Origin of the sequence: Paracnuella aquatica (genome assembly GCF_003332885.2) — a bacterium.
Taxonomy (GTDB): Bacteria; Bacteroidota; Bacteroidia; order Chitinophagales; family Chitinophagaceae; genus Flavisolibacter; species Flavisolibacter aquaticus.
In genome coordinates this window covers 131,632-151,134 of record NZ_QOWJ01000002.1, presented here as the reverse complement: position 1 = coordinate 151,134, position 19,503 = coordinate 131,632, and the positions used below count along the sequence as shown (strand labels likewise).

Here is a 19,503-nt window from a genome sequence, read left to right as displayed (position 1 = left end):
AATAAAAAAGCCGCAGGTAAAATGTCCGCGGCTTTTTTATTGAAAACAAATCGTTCACTGTTCAGGCGCTCATGCACTTAATACAATTGAAATATCAAAGTTGCCGCCATATAAGTTTCATAATACGCCATTAAAAAACCGAAAAGCCTACTTGCGTTGTTCCCTTCACCTCAAAATTTTTCGATCATCGAATGTATAGGAAGTGTTATGTCTGCTTTCCTGGGGCAATATCAGTTGCCTTCAATGTGAATATTCCTGCGCCATTGTATTCATAGTTAAAGCCATTTTCGTCTAAAAACTCCCCTTCATAATGTTCTTCATCCCAAACCTCGAGGATAACTCCTGTCATTCCAACCTTAAGGACTGGATTGATGTCTCTTGTTAATTCAATACGCTGATACTGGTAGAACATAGAAGAAGATTGCGCACAGCAGGTGTTATTGCCATATATCGTTCAATACGATGTTGGCACTGCAGCCGGAAAATTGAAAAGTGAATGGGGCCATCTCATCTACTTCTAACTGCTGGTACACATTTTCCACCAACTGAAATACTTCTACTGTATTCCGGTCCGTATCAATGATCAGGTAGTAAGGAACCTGTTGCTGCTGGTAGATTTCAAATTTTGTATGGCGGTCCTTTAATGCAGTGGCAGGAGAAAGAATTTCTGCAACCAGGTCGGGTGGAAAGTCAAGAAAAGCTTTTTCGATGGGTTTGCAAACTATCAGCAAGTCGGGGTTCAACACCGTATCTTCTGAAATCTTATAATCAATGGGTTGATATGCAGTGCAACCGCATTTACCCTTTTTCAACGCAGCCCTGAATTCTGCATGCAAGTTGCCCGCAACGGCCTGGTGACGCGGCTTTGGCGCCGGGCTCATCGCATACGGAATACCATCAATCAGTTCCCACTTGCCCTCCCAATGCAGGTAATCGGCATAAGTGTAATGGGGCAATATTTTGTAAGCGGTAGACATTGCTGTTTTAAAATTAAGACTATTCCGCAAGACGAAAACCTCCTGACCACTGCTTCTGCTCATTTATAGGAGCAACTTACACCACCGATAGCAACACCTGCCATGCAGCTTCCACTTTACCCGCATCCAGCAATTGGGCGGCATGGCGGTGCATTTCCGCTTCCATTTCATCGGGGTTGAGTGAATAGTATTGCACAATGTTTTTCAGGTGATCGTCTTCAAACTGCGGCTGCACCACGGGCTGCTCATGCACATTGGCCAGCATGCCCAGGTGGTTGCCGGTGAGTATTTTGCTGTGGCGAATGCTATCTGGTAAAGCATCGATGCCGATGCCCAGTTGCGTGTTGGGTTTGGGCACCGTAAATAAATTATCGGCACCTACGCGGCAATACCAGTCGCCGCCGAGGCGGGCTACCAGTTCCAGTTTACGTTGGTCTATTTTACCGTTTTCGTCTAGCAGCGCATCATCTACATGAACACACAGCACTTCACAGATCACCAGTTGGCCGGCGCCACCTTCCGCACCCAGCGATTTTATTTCCAAAACCCTGCACTCCAGTTTTGCTTTTGCCTCCTGCACCATGGGCGGCCGCACCAGGCTGGCCGGTTGTTTGGTAAAACCGCTTTTTACAAATTCATCCACATCCTTGCCGTATTCGCATGAAGCCAGCGATGCCTGCTGCACCATATCGTAGGTAACGATGTTAATCACCACTTCGGGCACTTCCTGCACGTTTTGCAACGTGTGTTTGGTGGTATTGTCCCGCACTCTGCGGGCCGGCGAAAAAATAACAATGGGCGGGTTGGAAGAAAACAGGTTAAAAAACGAAAAGGGGCTCAGATTTACGTTGCCGGCAGCATCGATGGTGGATGCAAAACAAATGGGCCGCGGGGCCACCAGGTGCTGTAGCCAGTATTGTTTTTCGGCAGCCTTCAGCGGGGCAAGGTCAATACGCATGGGCGTGAAAGTAGCAAATAGAAACTTACCCTTTGCCTGTAACGGTATCGGCAGCGGCTGCGGCCCGTTTTGCTGCAAAAATTGCCGCTGCTCCCCACATACCGCCACTCGTACCAGAAAAGCCCTTTTCCTGTAACATCCCGGTGCGCTGCTCCGTTGCACTTACAAACCGACACATAACCAACCAAACCAATAGCATGAAAGCAATTATTTTATCCCTGCTGCTCTTTGTTTTTACCATGGGCAAAGCCGTTGCACAAACCATTACCGGCAATAAAGTAAGCCGCGATTTCCCGGTGGCCAGTTTCGATGCCATTAAAGCCAATGGCGTAGTGGAGCTAACCCTGGTGCAGGGCACAAAGGAAAGCGTGACTGTTGAAGGCGACGAAGGCCTGCAGGCTTTTATCACCATTGCCAACAACGGCAACACACTGGAAATTGACACCAAGAAATTGAGCAACAAAAAGTTAAAGGGCGACTGGAAGCTGGCCGTTACGGTTTATTTCCGCAACCTCAACGATGTGTCGTTAAGCACGGTGGGCAATGTTCGCAACGAGGGTACACTAAAGCTGGATGATGTAAAACTGCGGATCAGCAGCGTGGGCAACACCAACCTGAAACTGGAGGCGCAAAAGTTTCGGCTTGATGCCAGCAGCGTAGGCAATATTGAACTGGCGGGCAGTGCGAAAGATGCAGTGCTGCGCAACAGCAGCATCGGCAACATTAAAGCGGTTGATTTTGCAGTAAGCAAAATGGACATCGACAACAGCGGCATCGGTAACACCGAGGTAAACGCTGCAGAGATCACCGGTTTTCACAGCAGCACGCTGGGCAGTGTTCGCAACCGCGGCCAAAAAGTAAAGAATTGGGATTAACAGCCAAGTACTCCTCCATATAGCAGGGAAGGCGGATATCGGAAACAGCAGGTGCAGGCTTCCTACATTTCCGGTGGAAGCCTTTCCTTTTTTTGGATAGACCAGAATATCGAACAGACGAACAAGGAATGTCGAATAATGAAGTATCTTGAACTGTACTCCAATAATTTACAATTATTAATTATTGGCTGTTCCCTTCTTCATTCGACATTCCTTGTTCCTTGTTCATCTGTTCTTTATCTCTTTGTTCAAAATGCTCCAATCAGTGTCTTCCTGCTCCACCACGTTGTGCAATGTGCCCAGGCCTTCAATCTCCATTTCCACGGTATCGCCGGGTTGCAGCCACTGCTCGGTATAGTTGGGGTCATTGAATTTGCCTGTGCCATTGAGTTCTAGGAAACAACCGGTGCCAACTGTGCCGCTGCCAATCACATCGCCGGGCAGCAGGTCCACACCATACGATGCCCGTTCGATGATCTCGCCAAAAGTCCAGTCCATATCGCCCAGGCTACCACGGCTTACTTCAATGCCATTTACTTTACAGCTCATGGCCAGGTTCCAAGCTTGTCCCCGGTGGCCGTCTTTGGGTGCCGTTTCAAAACCCCTGAGCTCATCCAACGTTACCAGCCACGGTCCAATGGTGGTGGCAAAATCCTTCCCTTTTGCGGGTCCCAGGTTCAGCAGCATTTCTTCCATTTGCAGGCGGCGGGCACTCCAGTCGTTCATGATCATGAGGCCGCCAATGTATTCGTGTGCTTCTTCTGCACGGATGTTGCGGCCGCTTTTACAAATAACAATGGCCGCTTCCAGTTCAAAATCCAGTTTTTCAAAATGATCGGGCATCAGTTGCAGGGTACCCGGGCCGGTAATGCTGTGGTGGTTGGTAAAATAAAAGATCGGGTATTCGTCAAACTGCGGGATCATGTCCATGCCGCGGTTGCGGCGGGCGGCAGCCACATGTTGCCTGAAGGCATAACCATCGCGGCAGGATGTAGGAAACGGCACCGGCGCCAGCAACTCCACGGCTTCCATCGGCTGGCCTTTGGTTTCACTTATTTTGCCCGCTTTGATCAACTCCACCCCGTGCAGCGCCACCGGCAGCATATCTTCCCAGTATTGTAAAAAAAGCCCCATCGAACCCGGCAGGTCGGGGTGCAGTGTTTCGATATCGTAAACGCGGCCGCCCACAAGCACGGCCAGTTGGTCCACATGTTCTTTGCGGTAAGAAAGCAGCTTCATAAATGCAAGCGTTGAAATTGAAAAACGGCTAAGGTATGCATTTAGTAAAAAGGCCAGCCTGATACAGTTGCGCCAAATGTTTTATATGGCAGTTGCATCAATACAGGCAAAATTTTTGTGGTGATATGTGCCCATTGTATAACGTGCAATTGTTGCAGTGTTACAAATGCACCAGCCAAGATTCTTTTTTCACCACCCAAAAAGCCCTTAACAATGAAATTCGAGAAAATTCACAACAAGGGACAAGCGAAATTGTTCGACAATCCTTACCTGGAAATGCTCACCAAATCACACCCGCTGGTGATCTGGGGCATGTACATGCCGGTAATGATTGGGTTTCCTATTTATGCTGCCCGCAATTACAACTACAGTGGCCTCAACATCGCCCTGTTGTATTTGGCGGGTATGTTTGCCTGGACGCTGTTTGAGTACCTGGCGCACCGCTACCTGTTTCACTGGATTGCCGACAGTAAGCGGGCACAAAAAATCATTTACATCATGCACGGCAACCACCACCATTATCCCCGCGACAGGGAACGGCTGTTTATGCCGCCGGTGCCCAACCTGATGGTGGCCATCGTTAGTTTTTCGGCGCAGTACCTGGTAATGGGCAACGCGGCCTTTGCATTTTTCCCCGGCTTTGTATTGGGCTATTTGCTCTATGCTTCCATGCACTATGCCATTCATGCATGGAACCCGCCCTTCAAATGGATGAAGCCCCTCTGGCGCAATCACCACCTGCATCATTACAAAGATGAGCACAAAGGTTTTGGCGTGAGCTCCACGCTGTGGGATCATGTGTTTGGTACCATGTTCGACCTGAATACAGAAAAAGAAGACAAGCGGAAAGTGGAGGAACTGATGTTTGCCAGTGGCAAAGAAGGCGACAAAAGAGCATAATCATATTTTTGTGCCCTGAACAGCAAAAACACCGCAACTGTTTTCGATGCAGTTGCGGTGTTTGGGCAGGTCGTCCGGCTGTAGAAAGAGAAGTGTATTATGGGCCAAAAAAAATTAAAGCGATTTGCCGAGCTGCTGCAGTTTTCCAACGTATTGCAAAACCCGGAAAGCATGCAGGGGGCATGGCAGCAGTACTTCAATAACGACCAACCCCTAACGCTGGAGCTGGCCTGCGGCAAAGGCGAATATGCATTGGGGCTGGCGCAAATGCATCCGCAGCGCAACTTTGTGGGTGTGGACCTTAAAGGCAACCGCCTGTGGGTGGGCGCCAAAAAAGCAACCGCCGCAGGCCTCAGCAATGTTGCTTTTTTACGCATACAAATCGACCGCATCCACGAGTTTTTTGCTCCCGGCGAAGTGGAGGAAATATGGATCACATTCCCCGATCCGCAACTGCGTATTTCAAAAGATAAAAAACGCTTGACGCATCCCAAGTTTTTGCGGCTGTACCAGCAGATACTGCAGCCCGGTGGAAAAATCAACCTCAAAACCGACAGCCCGGTGCTGTACGAATTTACCCTGAAGGTGATTGAACTGTATGGCTGCACGCTGCATCAAGCTACCGATAACGTATATGCACAACCGCAAATAGACCCGGAGTTGCAGATCAAAACGCATTACGAAGGGCTGGATATTGCGGGCAGCAACAAGGTGCACTATGTATGTTTTTCGTTGCCCGCCGAGCTGCCTGGCGCCGAGCTGGATGTGCGGCTGCACGAAATGCTAAAAGAAGAAGCCGGTGTTGACTGAGGGCGAAGAATATTATATTAATAGCCAGGGCTTGCTGGTGTTTACCGAAAAATACCACCGGGCACGGGGCTATTGCTGCGGCCGCGGATGCCTGCATTGCCCGTTCAATTACTCTGCTGTACGGGAGCCGCGCAGATCGGAATTGCTGCAGCAAAGGGCGGAACGTGAAGCCGGGGATAAGAAAGAAGAGTAGTGGGTTTTTTGAACCACGGAGGCACGAAGAACACGGAGCAACACGAAGAAGTGTTTACCTCGTTGAGGTTGTTGTGATTGCATTTCAAAAAAGAAAGTTTCAATCGTTTTATAAAAATGTGGAATGGAAAAAGCTATGCATTTGATTGTTGGCAACATTTGAAATAGTTGTGTATTTCGCAGATACAATTACATAGACATAGTTGGATAACGGTACATAATCGTTTGTCGCATCAACACAAAGGCTTCATCAGAACACCAATCCGAAATCAAAGACAGCCTGATTTCGGATCTCTTTCTACCGGAATAAAAGAGCAAAAGAATCAATTAAATAGTTTGCCAACAATGCAGCGTTTTTGTCCTTAATAAAAGACAGCCGCGTCCTATCATAGCCAAAGAAGTTTATATTTGAACACCCGCACAATTCCTCCAAAAACTACCTGCAATGAAAAAGATTTTACTGCTGCTTCCGGTTATACTCTTTGGTTTGTTCAGCGCCGCACAATGCGATAAATCAGTAACTTTTAAATGTTATAAAGGGCGGGAAATCAAATACGGCAGCGCCCAACAGGAAATGCCTTTTGAAATGACCTTGGCTATTGATCAAGGTAAAATGAATATTTACATGGCTATGGACAGGGCTACCTCAACGATACAGGGCGAAATAACAGAAGTGCTTACCTGCGAATGGACCGAATACTTGCACAACGGTAAAACGAGGTACAAAGGCAAGGTTACCCCGGAAGGCGGCAGCATGCAAGACGCCTACATTGAAATTGAAAGCACCAACGGTCAGACAAAAATCTCGTTCAGCTCCACGCCGGACGATACTTCGAAACTGCAATTCGATGTAGTGGATTACACCATTACAGAAGATGATGCGGCAGCACCCAAAGCTGCCGAACCTGCAAAGCGTAAAAAGAAATCATAGCCAAAAAATCTGTTGCCAACTCATTTAAAACATAGCCTATGCCCCGCCGGCCCACTACCCGCGAAGCACTCAATAAAGTAACCCCTTCGGGTAAAAGGGATGCATCGTTCTTTGAGCTGGTGTACGATGTGGTGCGGCAAATTCCAAAAGGACGGGTTACATCGTATGGCGCCATTGCGGCAGCACTCGGCACCCGTTCATCGGCACGCATGGTGGGCTGGGCCATGAACGGCGCTCATGCCGTGCACCCGCCGGTACCTGCACACCGCGTGGTCAACCGCATGGGACTGCTTACCGGAAAAATTCATTTTGCCACGCCTACACAAATGCAGGAGTTGCTGGAGCGGGAAGGCATCGAGGTACAAGCAGATAAAGTACAGGATTTTGACCGGCTGTTTTGGGACCCGAAAACGCTTACCGTGTAGCTGCTTTTTTTTACTCAATAAAATATAACGGCAAAGGGCAACTGCTTTTATGGTTTGTCGGCACCTGCTTGTATAAGGGTGCGCACCTGCTCCATTTTAAAATCAACGGCTTTGCGCAACGCTTCGGTTGTAGGCAGCGCTTCCACATCCGGCTGCACGCCACGGCCATCTTTCGGCGTGTTTTTGTTTACCACTAATCTAAATAGCGGCAGTCGGAATCTTACCTTGGTTACCGGCAGCGTTACATCGGGTATCAGCCAGGCATTGTTGCCATAGGCGCTGCCACCGGTTTCTTCGCCCACCAGTTGCACGTTTTGCTGCGGCTGCAATGCTGCTGCCACCAGCGTGGCTGCGGAAAAGGTATTGCCACCCGTGAGCAAAAACACCTGTCCATTGTAGTGGTGCCGTTTGCGGGGCTTGAAGTATTTGCGTTCGTAAAACGGGAAATGATAGTATCCATCGCTGCGTTTGCGGGTAAACGCCACCAAAAACATGCTGTTGAACAGGCGCTCATTCCGGTAACGACCATAGCGGCTCCAGCGCCGAACCGCGTACAGCGAGTCGGCCACTTTAAAAGGCTTATCGGCCAGGTACCGCGTCAGCAGGTTGGAGTAGGTAATGATGCCGCCGCCATTGCCGCGCAGGTCGATGGCGAGGTTGGGCGTGCCCTTTTTATCCAACTCCCGAAAAGATTGCCGGAAAAAACGGCGCAGCCGGTAGCTGTGCGTAAATGTACCGAGGTCCATCACCGCCAGGTTAGCGGCGCTATCAAAGCGCAGGCTGCGGGTATTTTGCAAATCCAGTTTGCGGCGCTCCCTTCGGTTGGGGCCAATGGGGCGGGGCGGCTCGTTGGCGCGGGCCGTGCTGTCGCGAATGATGCGGTACAGCGGTGTTTGCACCGTTTGCCTGCGGCCCGTAGTAATATCGGTAAAGTCTACGCTATACCTTGTTTTATAGCCAAAAAGGGAAGTATAGGCATTGCCAAATCCGCCGCGGTTGCTCAGCGTTTGGTACTTATGGGTAAGGTTGTAGCCATCGGTAGGCAGGTGCTGAAACAGCGTATCGATAATTTGCTGCATGGGCCGCCCGTCGATGGAATGGATGATGGCGCCCGTTTTCAGCAGGCTGTCGCGGCGGTTGAGGTTGGCAACGAGGTAAGCAGTATCGGGCCATATTTTGAGCACCAGCGGAAAAAAGCGGCTGCTGCTGCGGCTGGCCCTGGCATAAGCCAGCGATGGCCGCACCGATGTATGTCCGCAACCAATGCCCGACACCACATACGACAGCACATTGCGGTATTGTATTTCATTCATCGAATCGCGGATCATGCTGCGGGCATGGTCAAAGCGGCGATCCACCGAATCTTTGGTGTAGTACCAGTACAGGCCAGGGTGGGCATCTTCCAGTATCTCCCTAAAAAGATCAAACTCCTTTTGCAGCGCCGCCGCACTGTATTTTTTATTCTGCGGCAAATGCTTTACTGCGCGGCAACCAGAGAGCAGCAGGAGTAAACCAATGGCAAATACAAAGGATTGACGATTTGGGATTGACGATTTACGATTGGAGCTGCTGCTGGTGCTATACACGCCATTTAGGGAAATGCTTCTACCACAAATCGTCAATCCCAAATCGTCAATCGTAAATCCCTTCATGCTCAGGCGCCTCCTTTATTAAACGCGTTCCATCCCTGCGCAGTTAATGCGTGTTTGGTGCCGCCCTTTGTATAAATAATGCGGCCCTCTTCGGCTTCGTTCAAAAAGCCCACAACACTAATCTGTGGGTGCTCTTTTACTTTATCGTAATCGCTTTGGCTGATGGTAAACAGGAGCTCGTAATCTTCGCCGCCGCTGAGGGCACAGGTGGTGGGGTCGAGGTTGAATTTAAAGGCAGCTTCCCTTGTTTCTTCAGCAATCGGGATTTTTTCTTCGTACAACACGCAGCCCAGATTGCTTTGCTTGCAAATGTGCAGGATCTCGGACGAAAGGCCATCGCTAACGTCGATCATGGCGGTGGGTGTCAGTTCGGCTTCTTCAAAAAACCGGATGATGTCCTTTCGGGCTTCAGGTTTCAGCAGTCGGCCTACAGTATATTTTTCGCCTTCGAGGTCGGGCTGCACCTGTGGGTTTTCCAGGAAAATGCGTTTTTCACGCTCCAGTAAAGTAAGGCCCAGAAATGCAGCGCCCAGGTCGCCAGACACACACAGCAGGTCGCCCTTTTTTGCCCCATTGCGGCGTACATATTTATCCGGCGCTACCTCGCCAACGGCGGTGCAGGAAATGATAAATCCTTTTTGCGACGTGCTGGTATCACCGCCAATCAGGTCTACGCCATATTCGTCGCAGGCTGCATGCACGCCGGCATAAAACTCGTCCAGCGCCTCCACACTAAATCGGTTGGAAAAGCCCAGCCCCAGCAGAATCTGTGTAGGCGTGGCATTCATGGCGTAAATATCACTGACGTTTACCACCACGGTTTTGTAGCCCAGGTGTTTCAGCGGGGTGTACATCAGGTCGAAATGCACGCCTTCAATGAGCAGGTCGTTGGTGAGTACAGTTTGCTTACCGTAATGGTCGATCACGGCCGCATCATCCCCCACCGGAACGATGGTGGATGCATTCTGGATCTCAAAATTTTTGGTCAGGTGCTCAATCAGGCCAAACTCGCCCAATGATGCTATTTCGGTGCGTTCTTCCATAGTTGTAAAATGCGAAGGTAGCCGGAAAGTCAGAAGTCGGAAGACCGAGGTCCGAAGACATTTGTAATGGTGCTATCTATCTTTCGTCTTCGGACTACAGACTTCCGACTTCTCCTTTCACCCATTTCACCAAATCACCATGCATTATGTCATTGGCGGCAATGATGCCGGGTTCATAAACTGAGTAAGGCTCGCCGTGGATGTTGGTAACGATGCCGCCGGCTTCCTGCACCATCAGGTAACCCGCTGCGCTGTCCCAGGGTTTCAGGCTGTGTTCGTAAAAACCATCAAAACGGCCGCAGGCCACCCAGCACAGGTCCAAGGCTGCCGAGCCCAGGCGGCGCACCGGAATGCCGCGGCGGATAAAGCGTTCAAATACCTGCAGCGGCCCATTGGGCTGATCGAGGTAGGTGTAGGGAAAACCGGTAACGAGGCAGGCATTTTCCACCCGCTCTTTTTTACTTACCTGGATGGGTTTGCCGTTGAAGGTGGCGCCCTGTCCCCGCTCGGCCAGGAACATTTCGTTCATAAACGGGTTGTACACCGCACCCAACACCATTTGGCCTTGGTACTCCAACCCGATTGAGATGGCGCAAATCGGAATGCGGTGGGCAAAATTGATGGTGCCGTCGATGGGGTCGATGATCCATTTGTATTCGGAGGCCTGCGGCAGGTCGCCCGATTCTTCGGTAAGAATATGGTGGTCGGGAAATTGGGCCCGGATGGTTTCAATAATAGCTTTTTCGGAAGCATGGTCCACTTCGGTCACCAAGTCGTTGCGGCCGTCTTTCGAGGCAATATCAAAGGCAATATCATCAAACCGCCGGATAACGGCAGCAGCGGCTTCGATGGCGGTTAAGAGGGTTTGTTTGTACATGGGGCAAAGGTAGGTTTGAAGTCCGAAGTCGGAGGTCGGAAGTCCGAAGATGGAAGACAACCACAATAGTGGCAACTGTCCTCGGACGTCGGACTTCGGTCTTCCTACTTATCTTGCCCCCGTGCAACTCTCCATCATAATTGTTTCTTACAACGTCCAATACTTTCTGGAGCAGTGCCTCCATTCGGTGCGGCGTGCCACAGCGGGGCTGGAGGCGGAAGTAATTGTGGTGGACAATGCATCAACCGATGGCAGCATGGAGTATTTACAACCGCGTTTCCCAAGGGTTGTTTTTTTATTGCAAAAAGAAAACATGGGCTTTGCACGGGCCTGCAACCTGGGCTGGAAAAACAGTAGCGGGAAAAATGTGCTGTTCCTCAACCCCGATACTATCCTTGCCGAAGACACGCTGCATGTTTGCCTGAATTTTTTAGGCCAACACCCGCTGGCCGGCGCCGTTGGCGTACACATGATTGATGGGGCTGGTGTTTTTTTAAAAGAATCCAAACGCGGCTTTCCCCATCCGATGACTTCCCTTTTTAAGCTGACGGGATTGGCCAGCCTTTTTCCGCAATCGCCCCTGTTTGCCCGGTATTATTTGGGCCATTTAGTAGAAAACGGAAACCATGAAGTTGATGTTCTGGCCGGCGCTTTTATGATGATACCGCGAGGGGTGGTGCAAAAAGTGGGCGCTTTTGACGAGGCGTTTTTTATGTACGGCGAAGACATCGACCTAAGCTACCGCATTCAAAAGGCTGGATTTAAAAATTATTACCTGGCCGAAACGTCCATCATTCATTTCAAGGGCGAAAGCACCCGCAAGGCCAGCCTCGATTATGTGCGGCGATTTTATGGTGCCATGATCATTTTTGTACGCAAACATTACCAAGGCCTGGGAGCCAGTCTGCTCCGGCTGGCGTTGGGTGCCGCCATTGGGGCCAGTGCTTTCCTGTCCATATTGGGCCGTCATTTATGGAAAAAAGAGTCGAAGAAATTGCAGCCCCCAACCGGGGCGGTTGCTGTTGTGGGCACGGAAGATCAAGTCCGCCAGTTAGCTGCAGCATTTGACAAAACAACGCCCGTGCAGCATCTTGAAAACCTGGCCGCAACAACACCGCAGCAGGCCCAAACGCTGGTGCTGTGCGAAGGAGTGCTTTCTTTTAAAGAAATAATTGCAGCCATGCGCCGCCACCCAAAGGCTTTCCGGTACCGCATACATGCAGCGGGCAGCGGCAGCATTGTGGGCAGCGATAACAGCTCGGACCGGGGCACCATCATCAACCTGGCAGGCTGATTTTCAGATCGACATTTGCTGCACTGAACCGGCCAGCCATCAACACATCCCCATCCCTCATCCCTTCCGCTCCGCTTCCTAAAACAATCGTAAATCCAAAATCCTAAATCGTAAATCCCCTGTCTTTACCTTTATATTTGACGATTAACGAACAGGATGCATGGCGAGTATTATTGATTTTAAAATTCCCAAACGGATTGCCACTGCACTGCGCTTGCCACAGAACGACCTGCGGCGGCAGCAATTGCAGGTGTTAAAAAAACTGTTGAAACGTGCCCGCTTTACCGAGTTTGGGCAGCGCTACCGGTTCGACGAGATCCTGATGAGCCGCCATGCGGGCAAGGCGTTTCAGGAAGGTGTGCCGGTGCACGATTACAACAAGATTTACGAGGAGTGGTGGAAAAAAACACTCGATGGCGTGCCTGATGTGACCTGGCCGGGCAAGATCAAGTTTTATGCGCTGTCTTCAGGCACTTCCGAGTCGGCATCAAAATACATACCGGTTACCAAAGAAATTTTGCGCAGCAACCGCATCAATTACCTGCGGCAGCTTATTTCCCTGTTTAGCTATGAGCACCTGCCGCGGCATGCGGTTACCAAAGATTTTATGATGCTGGGCGGCGCCACCGACCTGCAAAAAGGCAAGGCGGGCTGGTATGCCGGCGACCTGTCGGGCATTTTAATGAAAAACCGCCCGTTCTGGTTCCAAACTTTTTATAAACCGGGCGGCCGCATCGCCCGGATTAAAGACTGGAACGAAAAGCTCCACGAAATAGTGGAAAAAGCCCCGGAGTGGGACATCGGCTATATTGTGGGCGTGCCCGCCTGGTGCCAGATGCTGATGGAAATGGTAGTGAGCCATTACAAGGTAAAAACCATCCACGATATATGGCCCAATCTCGGGTTTTTTGTGCACGGCGGCGTGGCGTTTGAGCCCTATAAAAAAGGCTTTGAAAAGCTGCTGGGCAAACCGATTGTTTATATCGAAAACTATCTTTCCTCTGAAGGTTTTATTGGGTTTAAAGACCGCGAACATGCTAAAGGCATGCGCCTGATTTTGGACAACAACATCTTCATGGAGTTTGTGCCGTTCAACGACAAAAACTTTGATGCCGATGGCAAAATGGTGGAAAAGCCCGAGGCCTTGATGATTCATGAAGTGGAGCTTGGAAAAGAATACGCCCTGCTGATGAGCACAAACGCCGGATCGTGGCGCTACCTGATTGGCGACACGCTGCGCTTTGTGGACCTGGAGCGTGCCGAAGTGGTAATCACCGGCCGCACCAAGCACTTTTTGAGTCTGGTGGGCGAACACCTGAGCGTTGAAAACATGAACCGCGCTGTGCAGTTGGTGAGCGAAGAATTCAATATTTCCATCCCCGAATACACGGTGGTGGGTTTTCCGCACCAAAGCTTTTTTGCCCACAAATGGTTTGTGGCTTGCGATGATTCCATTGATCCCGCGCTGCTGGGCCGCCGTATAGACGAGCACCTGTGTGCCCTCAACGACGACTACGCCGTGGAGCGCACCAGCGCACTGAAAGAAGTTTTTTTGGAAAAGCTGCCCGAAGAAACCTTTATGGGTTTTATGGCGCAAAAAGGAAAATTGGGCAGCCAGCACAAATTTCCGCGGGTACTGAAAGGCAAAATGCTGCAGGACTGGAAGGAGTATTTGGAAAAGACGGAAGTCGGAGGTCGGAAGTCGGAAGAACAACAACTCAATTAAAAGGCTTCATCGGACTTTCGTCATCGGACTTCGGACTACATTTTTCACACTTATGGCAGAGGCTATCTGGAAAGGACTTTTATTGGGCCTGTTGTTGAGCATATCGGTGGGGCCGGTCATATTTTCTATTTTAAAACAAAGCATCAACAACGGCATCAAAGGCGGCTTTGCTTTTATTATCGGCGTTTCGTTTTCCGATATTTCGCTGGCTGTTGCCTCTAATATTTTTACCGAGTTGTTCTCCAACCTGACCGAGTACCGCAAGTACATTGGTATTGGCGGCAGCCTGTTCCTGATTACCGTAGGCGTATATTTTTTGTTTTTCAAAAAAGTGCAGGTCAACCAGGAGGGCAAGCAGATCATCCAGGTGCGGAAAAGGGATTACCTGAAACTGTTCCTGGCAGGTTATTTCATGAACATGCTCAACCCGGCCATCATTCTTTTCTGGCTCACCACGTCCACGGCATTTATCGAAAACACGGTGCAGCAACGCATTGTTATTTTCAGCCTGGCCTTGGTGCTGGTGTTTGCCGGCGATGTGCTGAAAGTGGTGCTGGCCGGCAAGCTGCGCCGGCGGCTGACGCCCAAAAACATCCTGCTCATCAACCGGCTCAACGGGATGATCCTGGTGGGCTTTGGCATTGCCTTGCTGTGGGGGTTGCTTTTTTACAGCCCCATCCAGGCAGTTGGCGAACCGGTGAGTAAGATCGAAACGGTAACGACGGCTGGCGTAGGTGGATGATGTAAAAAAATTGAGCGCACTAAAAAGGTGGACTTGGAAACTTTAACCCAACAAACCCGCAAATTGTATTCTTAAAAAAACCTATTCTTCCATCCGGCTTTTTAAGTCCATGCTTTGATGGAGAATCCTGATCACTTCAATGTCATTGGCAGGCATCATTCTGTAGAATACAATGTGCTTTCCTACGCGAAGGCCCATCAACCCAGCATCAACCTCCGGATACTTTTTTCCCATTTCCGGATGCTCTAGGATTTGCTCAAAAGTTGCGGCCAGCATTGCATAATACTTGTCGGCTTGCCGCTCCGACCAGGTTTCGAAGGTATATTCCCAAATTGCAGTAAGGTCTTCAACGGCTTTTTTGGTAATAAAATACTTAGGCACTCCGCTGCTTTGCTGCTTTTAATTGTTGCAAGTGCTGATCTGCATCAAAGTCTTGCGCAATGCCGCTGTTTATTCCTTCAATAATTGCATGCTTCAAAGCAGCAACCCGGTTTTCCTCTGCTTCCAAAAGCCGTAATCCCGCCCTGATCACCTCACTGGCATTTTTATACCTGCCCTCGGCAATTCGGTTTTCTACAAAGTCTTCGAAATAGTCGCCCAGCGAAACAGATGTATTGCGTCCCATGCTACACGGTTTGCCTAAAATTACCAAAAATTGGTAATTGCAAAAGAAGCTATTCGAAAACAAAAAAGGTCACCCATTCAGCCCCAAGCCAAATAGCTAACCTTTTCAATCCGCGGATTGCTGCAAGCCTTATTTAATACCCATACTCACACCCATTGCAAACAGGTTCATATCGGTCACCGTAATGTTGCTGTGGCCGCTAAGGTTCATTACCCGCACTTCCAGGCTATCTCCTTTGCTCAGCGGCGTCATTACCTGGATGGCGGTAGAAGTTACCTCGTTGCTGTCGCCGAGTTTTGTTTGAATGGTACCGGCCGAAAGGGGCTTTCCATTTTTATACACCACTGCTTTCAGCACCTGGTTTGGCTCCGCCGAAAATGCAGCCAGCGTGCAGGAAATATGAAACATTTTGGTGACGCTGCCGGTATAAGTAAGCGTGTTGGCCTCGGAACTGGCAAAACTGTAGGCCTTGCCGGTAAACTGCGTGCCGCCGGCCACTTTGTGGTATACCCCCGATGCGGAAATATCGGTAGGCACCACGTTGCTGGTCATCGACAATTCGCCCATCGGGAACAGCTCGGGTTCGGCGGGGGCCGCAGCGGCTGCTTCGTCCACATTGGGTGCTACCAGTTTGGCCCACACCGGCGCCGTTGGCGTTCCGGAGTTGTAATAATAACCGCTGCCGCCGCTTAGTGCTGCATTGGTGTTGTACACCAGCAGGCCCGAGGCGGGCCGGAGTATGGATTGTGCGTCGTTAGCGGATCGGAGGCTTACCTGCGGTACCAATGCTTCCCGGCTGGGCTGGGTAGCTAGGGGCAACGAGGCGGCGCTGGTGCGTACTGTGGCAGATGTAAATGTGGCGTTTTGGGCCTGCGTGTTTTGCATATATATGGCCAGGCAAAAGAGCAATATGGCGCTCCTATATATCTTGTTCATAGGAAAATAATTTAAAGAGTAAAGGACCGATACATGAATGACATTTTTAATGACTACAGAGATGCCATATGATGATTATACTCAAAGTGCCGTATAATGCATTTTTGGCATGGCGCCTTTTATCCACTTCTTTGTATTGCTTGCTGCATGCCGGTTTTAAGCGGGTTGCGTAGGTTTTTGGCTGCGCCAAAATGGGCCGCTGCAGCAAACATTTTTTCCGCTCTTTATTTTGCAGGAGTAACTTGCCGCACCGATGGCAAAACAAAAAAAAGCCGCTGCTCCCAAAAGCAGGCGGTCGTTCTGGGGATGGGTAAAACGGGTGGTGATCACCCTGTTTATTGTGCAACTGGTGTACATCGTGGCGCTGCGCTGGATCGATCCGCCCATTACCCTCACGCAACTAGGCAGCCTCCTCGGCGGCGATTGGCTAAAACGCGATTACGTGGACGGCTCCGAAATTTCGCCCAACATGAAACTGGCGGTAATGGCCTCCGAAGACCAGGTTTTCCCCGACCACGGCGGCTTCGACTGGAAAAGCATCAGCAAGGCCCGCAAGCACAACGAGAAAAAACCGCAGCGGGTTCGTGGTGCTTCCACCATCAGCCAGCAAACGGCCAAGAACGTTTTCCTGTGGCAGGGCCGCAGTTGGATACGCAAAGGCCTCGAGGTTTATTTTACCAAAATGATTGAATGGATCTGGGGTAAAGAACGCATACTGGAAGTGTACCTCAACGTCATTGAAATGGGCCGCGGCGTGTATGGCGCCGAAGCAGCAGCGCAGGCTTATTTTAAAAAACCGGCATCCAAACTAACCCGCCGCGAAGCGGCCATGATCGCAGCCTCGCTGCCCAACCCCAAGAAGTTTACAGTAAAACCACTGCACCCGCAGGTGTTGCGCCGCAGTGCATGGGTACAGCGCCAGATGGCTGCCCTTGATGGCGATGCCGATATCCAGAAACTGCTGCAATAAGGGTGAATGGGGAATGGTCAATAATAAACTCACCACTCACCATTGCCCATTCACGGCTTCACCTCCACGTTGATCTTATCGCTGTTGTGGGTAAACCAACCCGCATCGGAGCCAATGGCAAAGCGCAGGAAATATGTACCCGGCGGCACCGAAAGCGGCAATTGAAAACTTTGCTGCGGGCTTTTTACAAGTCCCTGCACCGACAATTGCAGCGGCAGGTCGTGCACTAATTTTCCCTCCTTAAACAAACCAATTTTTACCGGCGCATCCACATCGGGGTGCTGTTGCAGGTAAGCTGCATAATGCAGCGGCACATCGGCCCGGGCAGTGATGTTGAGCGGCGCACCGGCAGCTATTTCATAAGTGCTTTGCCCGGGGCGGATCATTATTTTGGAAAAAGAATGAAAGGCGCTGTCCACGCTCCAATGAATGGTGCCCATTGGCGTTTGCAACGAGTCGGTCCAAGGCTGGGCGCCATCTATTACCGCCACCGGTTTTCCCAGCAGCGAATCTTCCAGCGGCCAGAAATTATGGTTGTTGCGCCGCCAGATGTATTCGTTGACCGAGTAGGTAGGTTTGCCCGTATAAAACCAGTACTGCGATGCTTTTTGATACGACGACGGAATAGCTAAGGGCAAACTGCCGGTGCGCTGGCTAAGCTCTTTGGGCCAGCCATGATAATAATGAAACCGCTCCTGCACCACGCGGGCCGGCACCACGTCCACCACCATCACAAAGCGGATGATTGCAACCAATATCAATGTAGGCAACACCAGCCGCCCAATCCACCGGCGGGCCTTGGTGCGCTGCTGCAGGTGCTGATGGCACAGCACCAGGATGGGTACCACCATGGGCGCCGTCCAGTTGGCTTCTACTTTTCCCTTAAAAGTGCTGAGCAGGAAAAACGCCAACACACCAATACCGGTGAATTTCAGTGCCCGTTCGTTGATGCTTTTGGGCTTATAAATAAAAAGCGCCGGCAATAAAATAAACCCTGCCAACGGGCCGGTGATGAGCAATTGGCCCAGGATGTAATCGGTGGTGTAATTGAATTTGTACGGGTTTACATTGCTTTCAAACAGGTGGTAGCGAAACGAGATCCAGTCGTGCCCGTACTGCCACCACAGGTGCGGCAGAAATAGCACCAGCGCTATGATGCCTGCGGCATAGGTTTGCCAGCGGGTAAACAGTTTGGGATTGGAGATGAGGGTAAAAAAAACAATGAGCACCGCGTGGTATTTGCTGTACATCAGAGCTGCAGTAACAAGGGCCAGAAACACGATGTTGCGCGGCGATGCGTCTTTTACAAAATGGCGGTACACATAAAAAAACAGCGCAGTAAAAAACAAGAGGGGTAAATCGGGTACGGCCATGAACCCCGAAAGCTGCAACACGGCCAGCACACCACACAGCGCATAAAACAGGAACGGGGCTTTTCGTTCGGTCAGCGCTTCGCAAATGGCTACCGTGGCAGTATTGAGCAATACCACCATGAGGCGTACCCCCAGTTCGTTGGGGAACAGGGCATAGCCTATTTTAATAAGCAAGGCCGTCATGGGTGGGTGGTCGAAATAGCCCCAGTCGAGAAAGCGGGAAAAGGTCCAGTAGTAGGCTTCGTCATCCTGCAGGGGCGTAAGGCCGGCCTGCAGCAATCCTATAAGCAGCCAGGCTGCATAAAAAAGGGTGCGGTGATTTTTTTTTATAAAAGCGTTCATGCCTATGGGTTAGTACAGGTGTTGGTTGATGATTTGAATGGCATTGTGCAGGCGTTCTGCACCGTTGCCCGAGATCACGGCCCAGGGTGTGCCGTCGTTTACTAAAATGTCTTTGTATTCCAGAAAAAGCCGCTGCCGCATTTTGGGGTCGGGCTGTTCGCGGAGGCCGTCCTGTACCCAGGGCAGGTCTACGTTGCACAGCAGGTACAGGTCGTATTGCGCCAGGGCAGCTTTTTTTAAAATCCAGGGATGGCAGGCGCCAAACACCACTTCGCACCATACTTTCATAACGTACTGGTTGGTGTCGATGATGAGGGGAGGATTGGTTGGGAGTTGACGGTTGGCAGTTGACCGATTTCGGGTTTCGGATTTCGGATTTTCTATTCCAGATTTATGTTGTCTTTCGGCCAGTTGTGCTGCGGTGCTTTCTTCAAGTGCTTGTTGTCCCTGCGCTATTTGAAGCAGATTGTTGAACGTATAGTCGGTGCCGTTTTGCAATAGAAAATGGCGTGCATATTCGGGCACCCACAGCGTACCGTAGTGGGCCGCAAGACCTTCGCAAAGGGTGCTTTTCCCGGTGGCTTCCGGACCAATGACAACCACTTTTTTCATCGCT

The 19,503-nt window shown here is 50.5% G+C and carries 22 protein-coding genes; 10 read left to right on the top strand and 12 right to left on the bottom strand.

The features are described 5' to 3' along the window. Positions 1 to 205: 205 nt before the first annotated feature. The 3 genes from DRJ53_RS05410 to DRJ53_RS05400 form a co-directional block, all read right to left on the bottom strand. Positions 206 to 412: a DUF4926 domain-containing protein gene (locus tag DRJ53_RS05410; RefSeq protein WP_114234585.1), complete on the bottom strand. Its 207-nt coding sequence runs from the start codon at positions 410 to 412 to the stop codon at positions 206 to 208. A 25-nt stretch (positions 413 to 437) separates the two neighbouring features. Then, positions 438 to 977 (bottom strand): Uma2 family endonuclease, encoded by a 540-nt coding sequence (locus DRJ53_RS05405; RefSeq protein ID WP_162303809.1) that lies wholly within the window; start codon positions 975 to 977, stop codon positions 438 to 440. Positions 978 to 1,053: 76 nt separating this feature from the next. After that, on the bottom strand, positions 1,054 to 1,935 hold the full coding sequence (locus DRJ53_RS05400; protein WP_114234583.1) for a flavin reductase family protein: 882 nt from the start codon (positions 1,933 to 1,935) through the stop codon (positions 1,054 to 1,056). Between the two features lie 197 nt (positions 1,936 to 2,132). Here DRJ53_RS05400 and DRJ53_RS05395 point away from each other — a divergent pair, with 197 nt between their 5' ends. Then, positions 2,133 to 2,810, top strand: a complete 678-nt coding sequence (locus DRJ53_RS05395; RefSeq protein WP_114234582.1) for a head GIN domain-containing protein — start codon at positions 2,133 to 2,135, stop codon at positions 2,808 to 2,810. A gap of 225 nt (positions 2,811 to 3,035) precedes the next feature. On the opposite strand, the gene DRJ53_RS05390 is transcribed toward DRJ53_RS05395, so the two are convergent. Then, positions 3,036 to 4,049, bottom strand: a complete 1,014-nt coding sequence (locus DRJ53_RS05390; RefSeq protein ID WP_114234581.1) for a fumarylacetoacetate hydrolase family protein — start codon at positions 4,047 to 4,049, stop codon at positions 3,036 to 3,038. A gap of 213 nt (positions 4,050 to 4,262) precedes the next feature. On the opposite strand from DRJ53_RS05390, the gene DRJ53_RS05385 reads away from it, so the two are divergent. The 5 genes from DRJ53_RS05385 to DRJ53_RS05365 all read left to right on the top strand — a co-directional run bounded on the left by DRJ53_RS05385 (position 4,263) and on the right by DRJ53_RS05365 (position 7,307). Continuing rightward, positions 4,263 to 4,949, top strand: a complete 687-nt coding sequence (locus DRJ53_RS05385; RefSeq protein ID WP_114234580.1) for a sterol desaturase family protein — start codon at positions 4,263 to 4,265, stop codon at positions 4,947 to 4,949. 99 nt (positions 4,950 to 5,048) lie between these two features. After that, positions 5,049 to 5,759, top strand: a complete 711-nt coding sequence (trmB, locus tag DRJ53_RS05380; protein WP_114234579.1) for a tRNA (guanosine(46)-N7)-methyltransferase TrmB — start codon at positions 5,049 to 5,051, stop codon at positions 5,757 to 5,759. Next, complete coding sequence (locus DRJ53_RS05375; RefSeq protein ID WP_240040711.1) at positions 5,749 to 5,952, top strand: C1orf53 family protein; 204 nt, start codon at positions 5,749 to 5,751, stop codon at positions 5,950 to 5,952. Before trmB ends, DRJ53_RS05375 begins: the two co-directional genes overlap by 11 nt. Before the next feature lie 444 nt (positions 5,953 to 6,396). Beyond that, positions 6,397 to 6,882 (top strand): hypothetical protein, encoded by a 486-nt coding sequence (locus DRJ53_RS05370; RefSeq protein ID WP_114234577.1) that lies wholly within the window; start codon positions 6,397 to 6,399, stop codon positions 6,880 to 6,882. Positions 6,883 to 6,920: 38 nt separating this feature from the next. After that, positions 6,921 to 7,307 carry an MGMT family protein gene (locus DRJ53_RS05365; protein ID WP_114234576.1) on the top strand — a complete coding sequence of 129 codons (387 nt, stop codon included), beginning with the start codon at positions 6,921 to 6,923 and terminating at the stop codon, positions 7,305 to 7,307. Positions 7,308 to 7,354: 47 nt separating this feature from the next. On the opposite strand, the gene DRJ53_RS05360 is transcribed toward DRJ53_RS05365, so the two are convergent. The 3 genes from DRJ53_RS05360 to DRJ53_RS05350 form a co-directional block, all read right to left on the bottom strand. Further along, positions 7,355 to 8,779, bottom strand: a complete 1,425-nt coding sequence (locus DRJ53_RS05360; protein ID WP_162303808.1) for a S41 family peptidase — start codon at positions 8,777 to 8,779, stop codon at positions 7,355 to 7,357. Positions 8,780 to 8,961: 182 nt separating this feature from the next. Next, on the bottom strand, positions 8,962 to 10,002 hold the full coding sequence (gene thiL, locus DRJ53_RS05355) for a thiamine-phosphate kinase (RefSeq protein ID WP_114234574.1): 1,041 nt from the start codon (positions 10,000 to 10,002) through the stop codon (positions 8,962 to 8,964). Positions 10,003 to 10,096: 94 nt separating this feature from the next. Then, positions 10,097 to 10,879, bottom strand: coding sequence for an inositol monophosphatase family protein (locus DRJ53_RS05350; protein ID WP_114234573.1), 783 nt, complete (start codon positions 10,877 to 10,879; stop codon positions 10,097 to 10,099). Positions 10,880 to 11,000: 121 nt separating this feature from the next. On the opposite strand from DRJ53_RS05350, the gene DRJ53_RS05345 reads away from it, so the two are divergent. The 3 genes from DRJ53_RS05345 to DRJ53_RS05335 all read left to right on the top strand — a co-directional run bounded on the left by DRJ53_RS05345 (position 11,001) and on the right by DRJ53_RS05335 (position 14,641). Beyond that, complete coding sequence (locus DRJ53_RS05345; RefSeq protein ID WP_162303807.1) at positions 11,001 to 12,173, top strand: glycosyltransferase family 2 protein; 1,173 nt, start codon at positions 11,001 to 11,003, stop codon at positions 12,171 to 12,173. Between the two features lie 160 nt (positions 12,174 to 12,333). Next, positions 12,334 to 13,899, top strand: a complete 1,566-nt coding sequence (locus DRJ53_RS05340; RefSeq protein WP_114234571.1) for a GH3 family acyl-acid amido synthetase — start codon at positions 12,334 to 12,336, stop codon at positions 13,897 to 13,899. Positions 13,900 to 13,951: 52 nt separating this feature from the next. Beyond that, complete coding sequence (locus tag DRJ53_RS05335; RefSeq protein ID WP_114234570.1) at positions 13,952 to 14,641, top strand: LysE family translocator; 690 nt, start codon at positions 13,952 to 13,954, stop codon at positions 14,639 to 14,641. An 81-nt stretch (positions 14,642 to 14,722) separates the two neighbouring features. Here DRJ53_RS05335 and DRJ53_RS05330 read toward each other — a convergent pair whose 3' ends face one another. The 3 genes from DRJ53_RS05330 to DRJ53_RS05320 form a co-directional block, all read right to left on the bottom strand. Next, a complete protein-coding gene (locus tag DRJ53_RS05330) occupies positions 14,723 to 15,022 on the bottom strand; it encodes a type II toxin-antitoxin system RelE/ParE family toxin (RefSeq protein WP_114234569.1) in 300 nt (99 codons plus the stop codon). Next, positions 15,015 to 15,266 (bottom strand): type II toxin-antitoxin system ParD family antitoxin, encoded by a 252-nt coding sequence (locus tag DRJ53_RS05325; protein WP_114234568.1) that lies wholly within the window; start codon positions 15,264 to 15,266, stop codon positions 15,015 to 15,017. The genes DRJ53_RS05330 and DRJ53_RS05325 overlap by 8 nt, the downstream gene beginning before the upstream one ends. A 129-nt stretch (positions 15,267 to 15,395) precedes the next feature. Beyond that, a complete protein-coding gene (locus tag DRJ53_RS05320; protein WP_123893377.1) occupies positions 15,396 to 16,202 on the bottom strand; it encodes a hypothetical protein in 807 nt (268 codons plus the stop codon). A gap of 253 nt (positions 16,203 to 16,455) precedes the next feature. On the opposite strand from DRJ53_RS05320, the gene mtgA reads away from it, so the two are divergent. Further along, complete coding sequence (mtgA, locus tag DRJ53_RS05315) at positions 16,456 to 17,172, top strand: monofunctional biosynthetic peptidoglycan transglycosylase (RefSeq protein ID WP_114234566.1); 717 nt, start codon at positions 16,456 to 16,458, stop codon at positions 17,170 to 17,172. A gap of 50 nt (positions 17,173 to 17,222) precedes the next feature. Here mtgA and DRJ53_RS05310 read toward each other — a convergent pair whose 3' ends face one another. Then, positions 17,223 to 18,887, bottom strand: a complete 1,665-nt coding sequence (locus DRJ53_RS05310; protein WP_114234565.1) for a glycosyltransferase family 39 protein — start codon at positions 18,885 to 18,887, stop codon at positions 17,223 to 17,225. Between the two features lie 9 nt (positions 18,888 to 18,896). Then, the gene (locus DRJ53_RS05305) at positions 18,897 to 19,499 is read right to left on the bottom strand and encodes an AAA family ATPase (RefSeq protein ID WP_114234564.1); all 603 of its coding nucleotides are present in this window, start codon (positions 19,497 to 19,499) and stop codon (positions 18,897 to 18,899) included. Between the last annotated feature and the right edge of the window lie 4 nt (positions 19,500 to 19,503).

Bases quoted from the DNA above. Each gene is read 5' to 3' on its own strand.
- DRJ53_RS05410 (WP_114234585.1), bottom strand. From the start codon at position 412: ATGTTCTACCAGTATCAGCGTATTGAATTAACAAGAGACATCAATCCA.
- DRJ53_RS05405 (WP_162303809.1), bottom strand. From the start codon at position 977: ATGTCTACCGCTTACAAAATATTGCCCCATTACACTTATGCCGATTAC.
- DRJ53_RS05400 (WP_114234583.1), bottom strand. From the start codon at position 1,935: ATGCGTATTGACCTTGCCCCGCTGAAGGCTGCCGAAAAACAATACTGG.
- DRJ53_RS05395 (WP_114234582.1), top strand. From the start codon at position 2,133: ATGAAAGCAATTATTTTATCCCTGCTGCTCTTTGTTTTTACCATGGGC.
- DRJ53_RS05390 (WP_114234581.1), bottom strand. From the start codon at position 4,049: ATGAAGCTGCTTTCTTACCGCAAAGAACATGTGGACCAACTGGCCGTG.
- DRJ53_RS05385 (WP_114234580.1), top strand. From the start codon at position 4,263: ATGAAATTCGAGAAAATTCACAACAAGGGACAAGCGAAATTGTTCGAC.
- trmB (WP_114234579.1), top strand. From the start codon at position 5,049: ATGGGCCAAAAAAAATTAAAGCGATTTGCCGAGCTGCTGCAGTTTTCC.
- DRJ53_RS05370 (WP_114234577.1), top strand. From the start codon at position 6,397: ATGAAAAAGATTTTACTGCTGCTTCCGGTTATACTCTTTGGTTTGTTC.
- DRJ53_RS05365 (WP_114234576.1), top strand. From the start codon at position 6,921: ATGCCCCGCCGGCCCACTACCCGCGAAGCACTCAATAAAGTAACCCCT.
- thiL (WP_114234574.1), bottom strand. From the start codon at position 10,002: ATGGAAGAACGCACCGAAATAGCATCATTGGGCGAGTTTGGCCTGATT.
- DRJ53_RS05350 (WP_114234573.1), bottom strand. From the start codon at position 10,879: ATGTACAAACAAACCCTCTTAACCGCCATCGAAGCCGCTGCTGCCGTT.
- DRJ53_RS05340 (WP_114234571.1), top strand. From the start codon at position 12,334: ATGGCGAGTATTATTGATTTTAAAATTCCCAAACGGATTGCCACTGCA.
- DRJ53_RS05335 (WP_114234570.1), top strand. From the start codon at position 13,952: ATGGCAGAGGCTATCTGGAAAGGACTTTTATTGGGCCTGTTGTTGAGC.
- DRJ53_RS05325 (WP_114234568.1), bottom strand. From the start codon at position 15,266: ATGGGACGCAATACATCTGTTTCGCTGGGCGACTATTTCGAAGACTTT.
- DRJ53_RS05320 (WP_123893377.1), bottom strand. From the start codon at position 16,202: ATGAACAAGATATATAGGAGCGCCATATTGCTCTTTTGCCTGGCCATA.
- mtgA (WP_114234566.1), top strand. From the start codon at position 16,456: ATGGCAAAACAAAAAAAAGCCGCTGCTCCCAAAAGCAGGCGGTCGTTC.
- DRJ53_RS05310 (WP_114234565.1), bottom strand. From the start codon at position 18,887: ATGAACGCTTTTATAAAAAAAAATCACCGCACCCTTTTTTATGCAGCC.
- DRJ53_RS05305 (WP_114234564.1), bottom strand. From the start codon at position 19,499: ATGAAAAAAGTGGTTGTCATTGGTCCGGAAGCCACCGGGAAAAGCACC.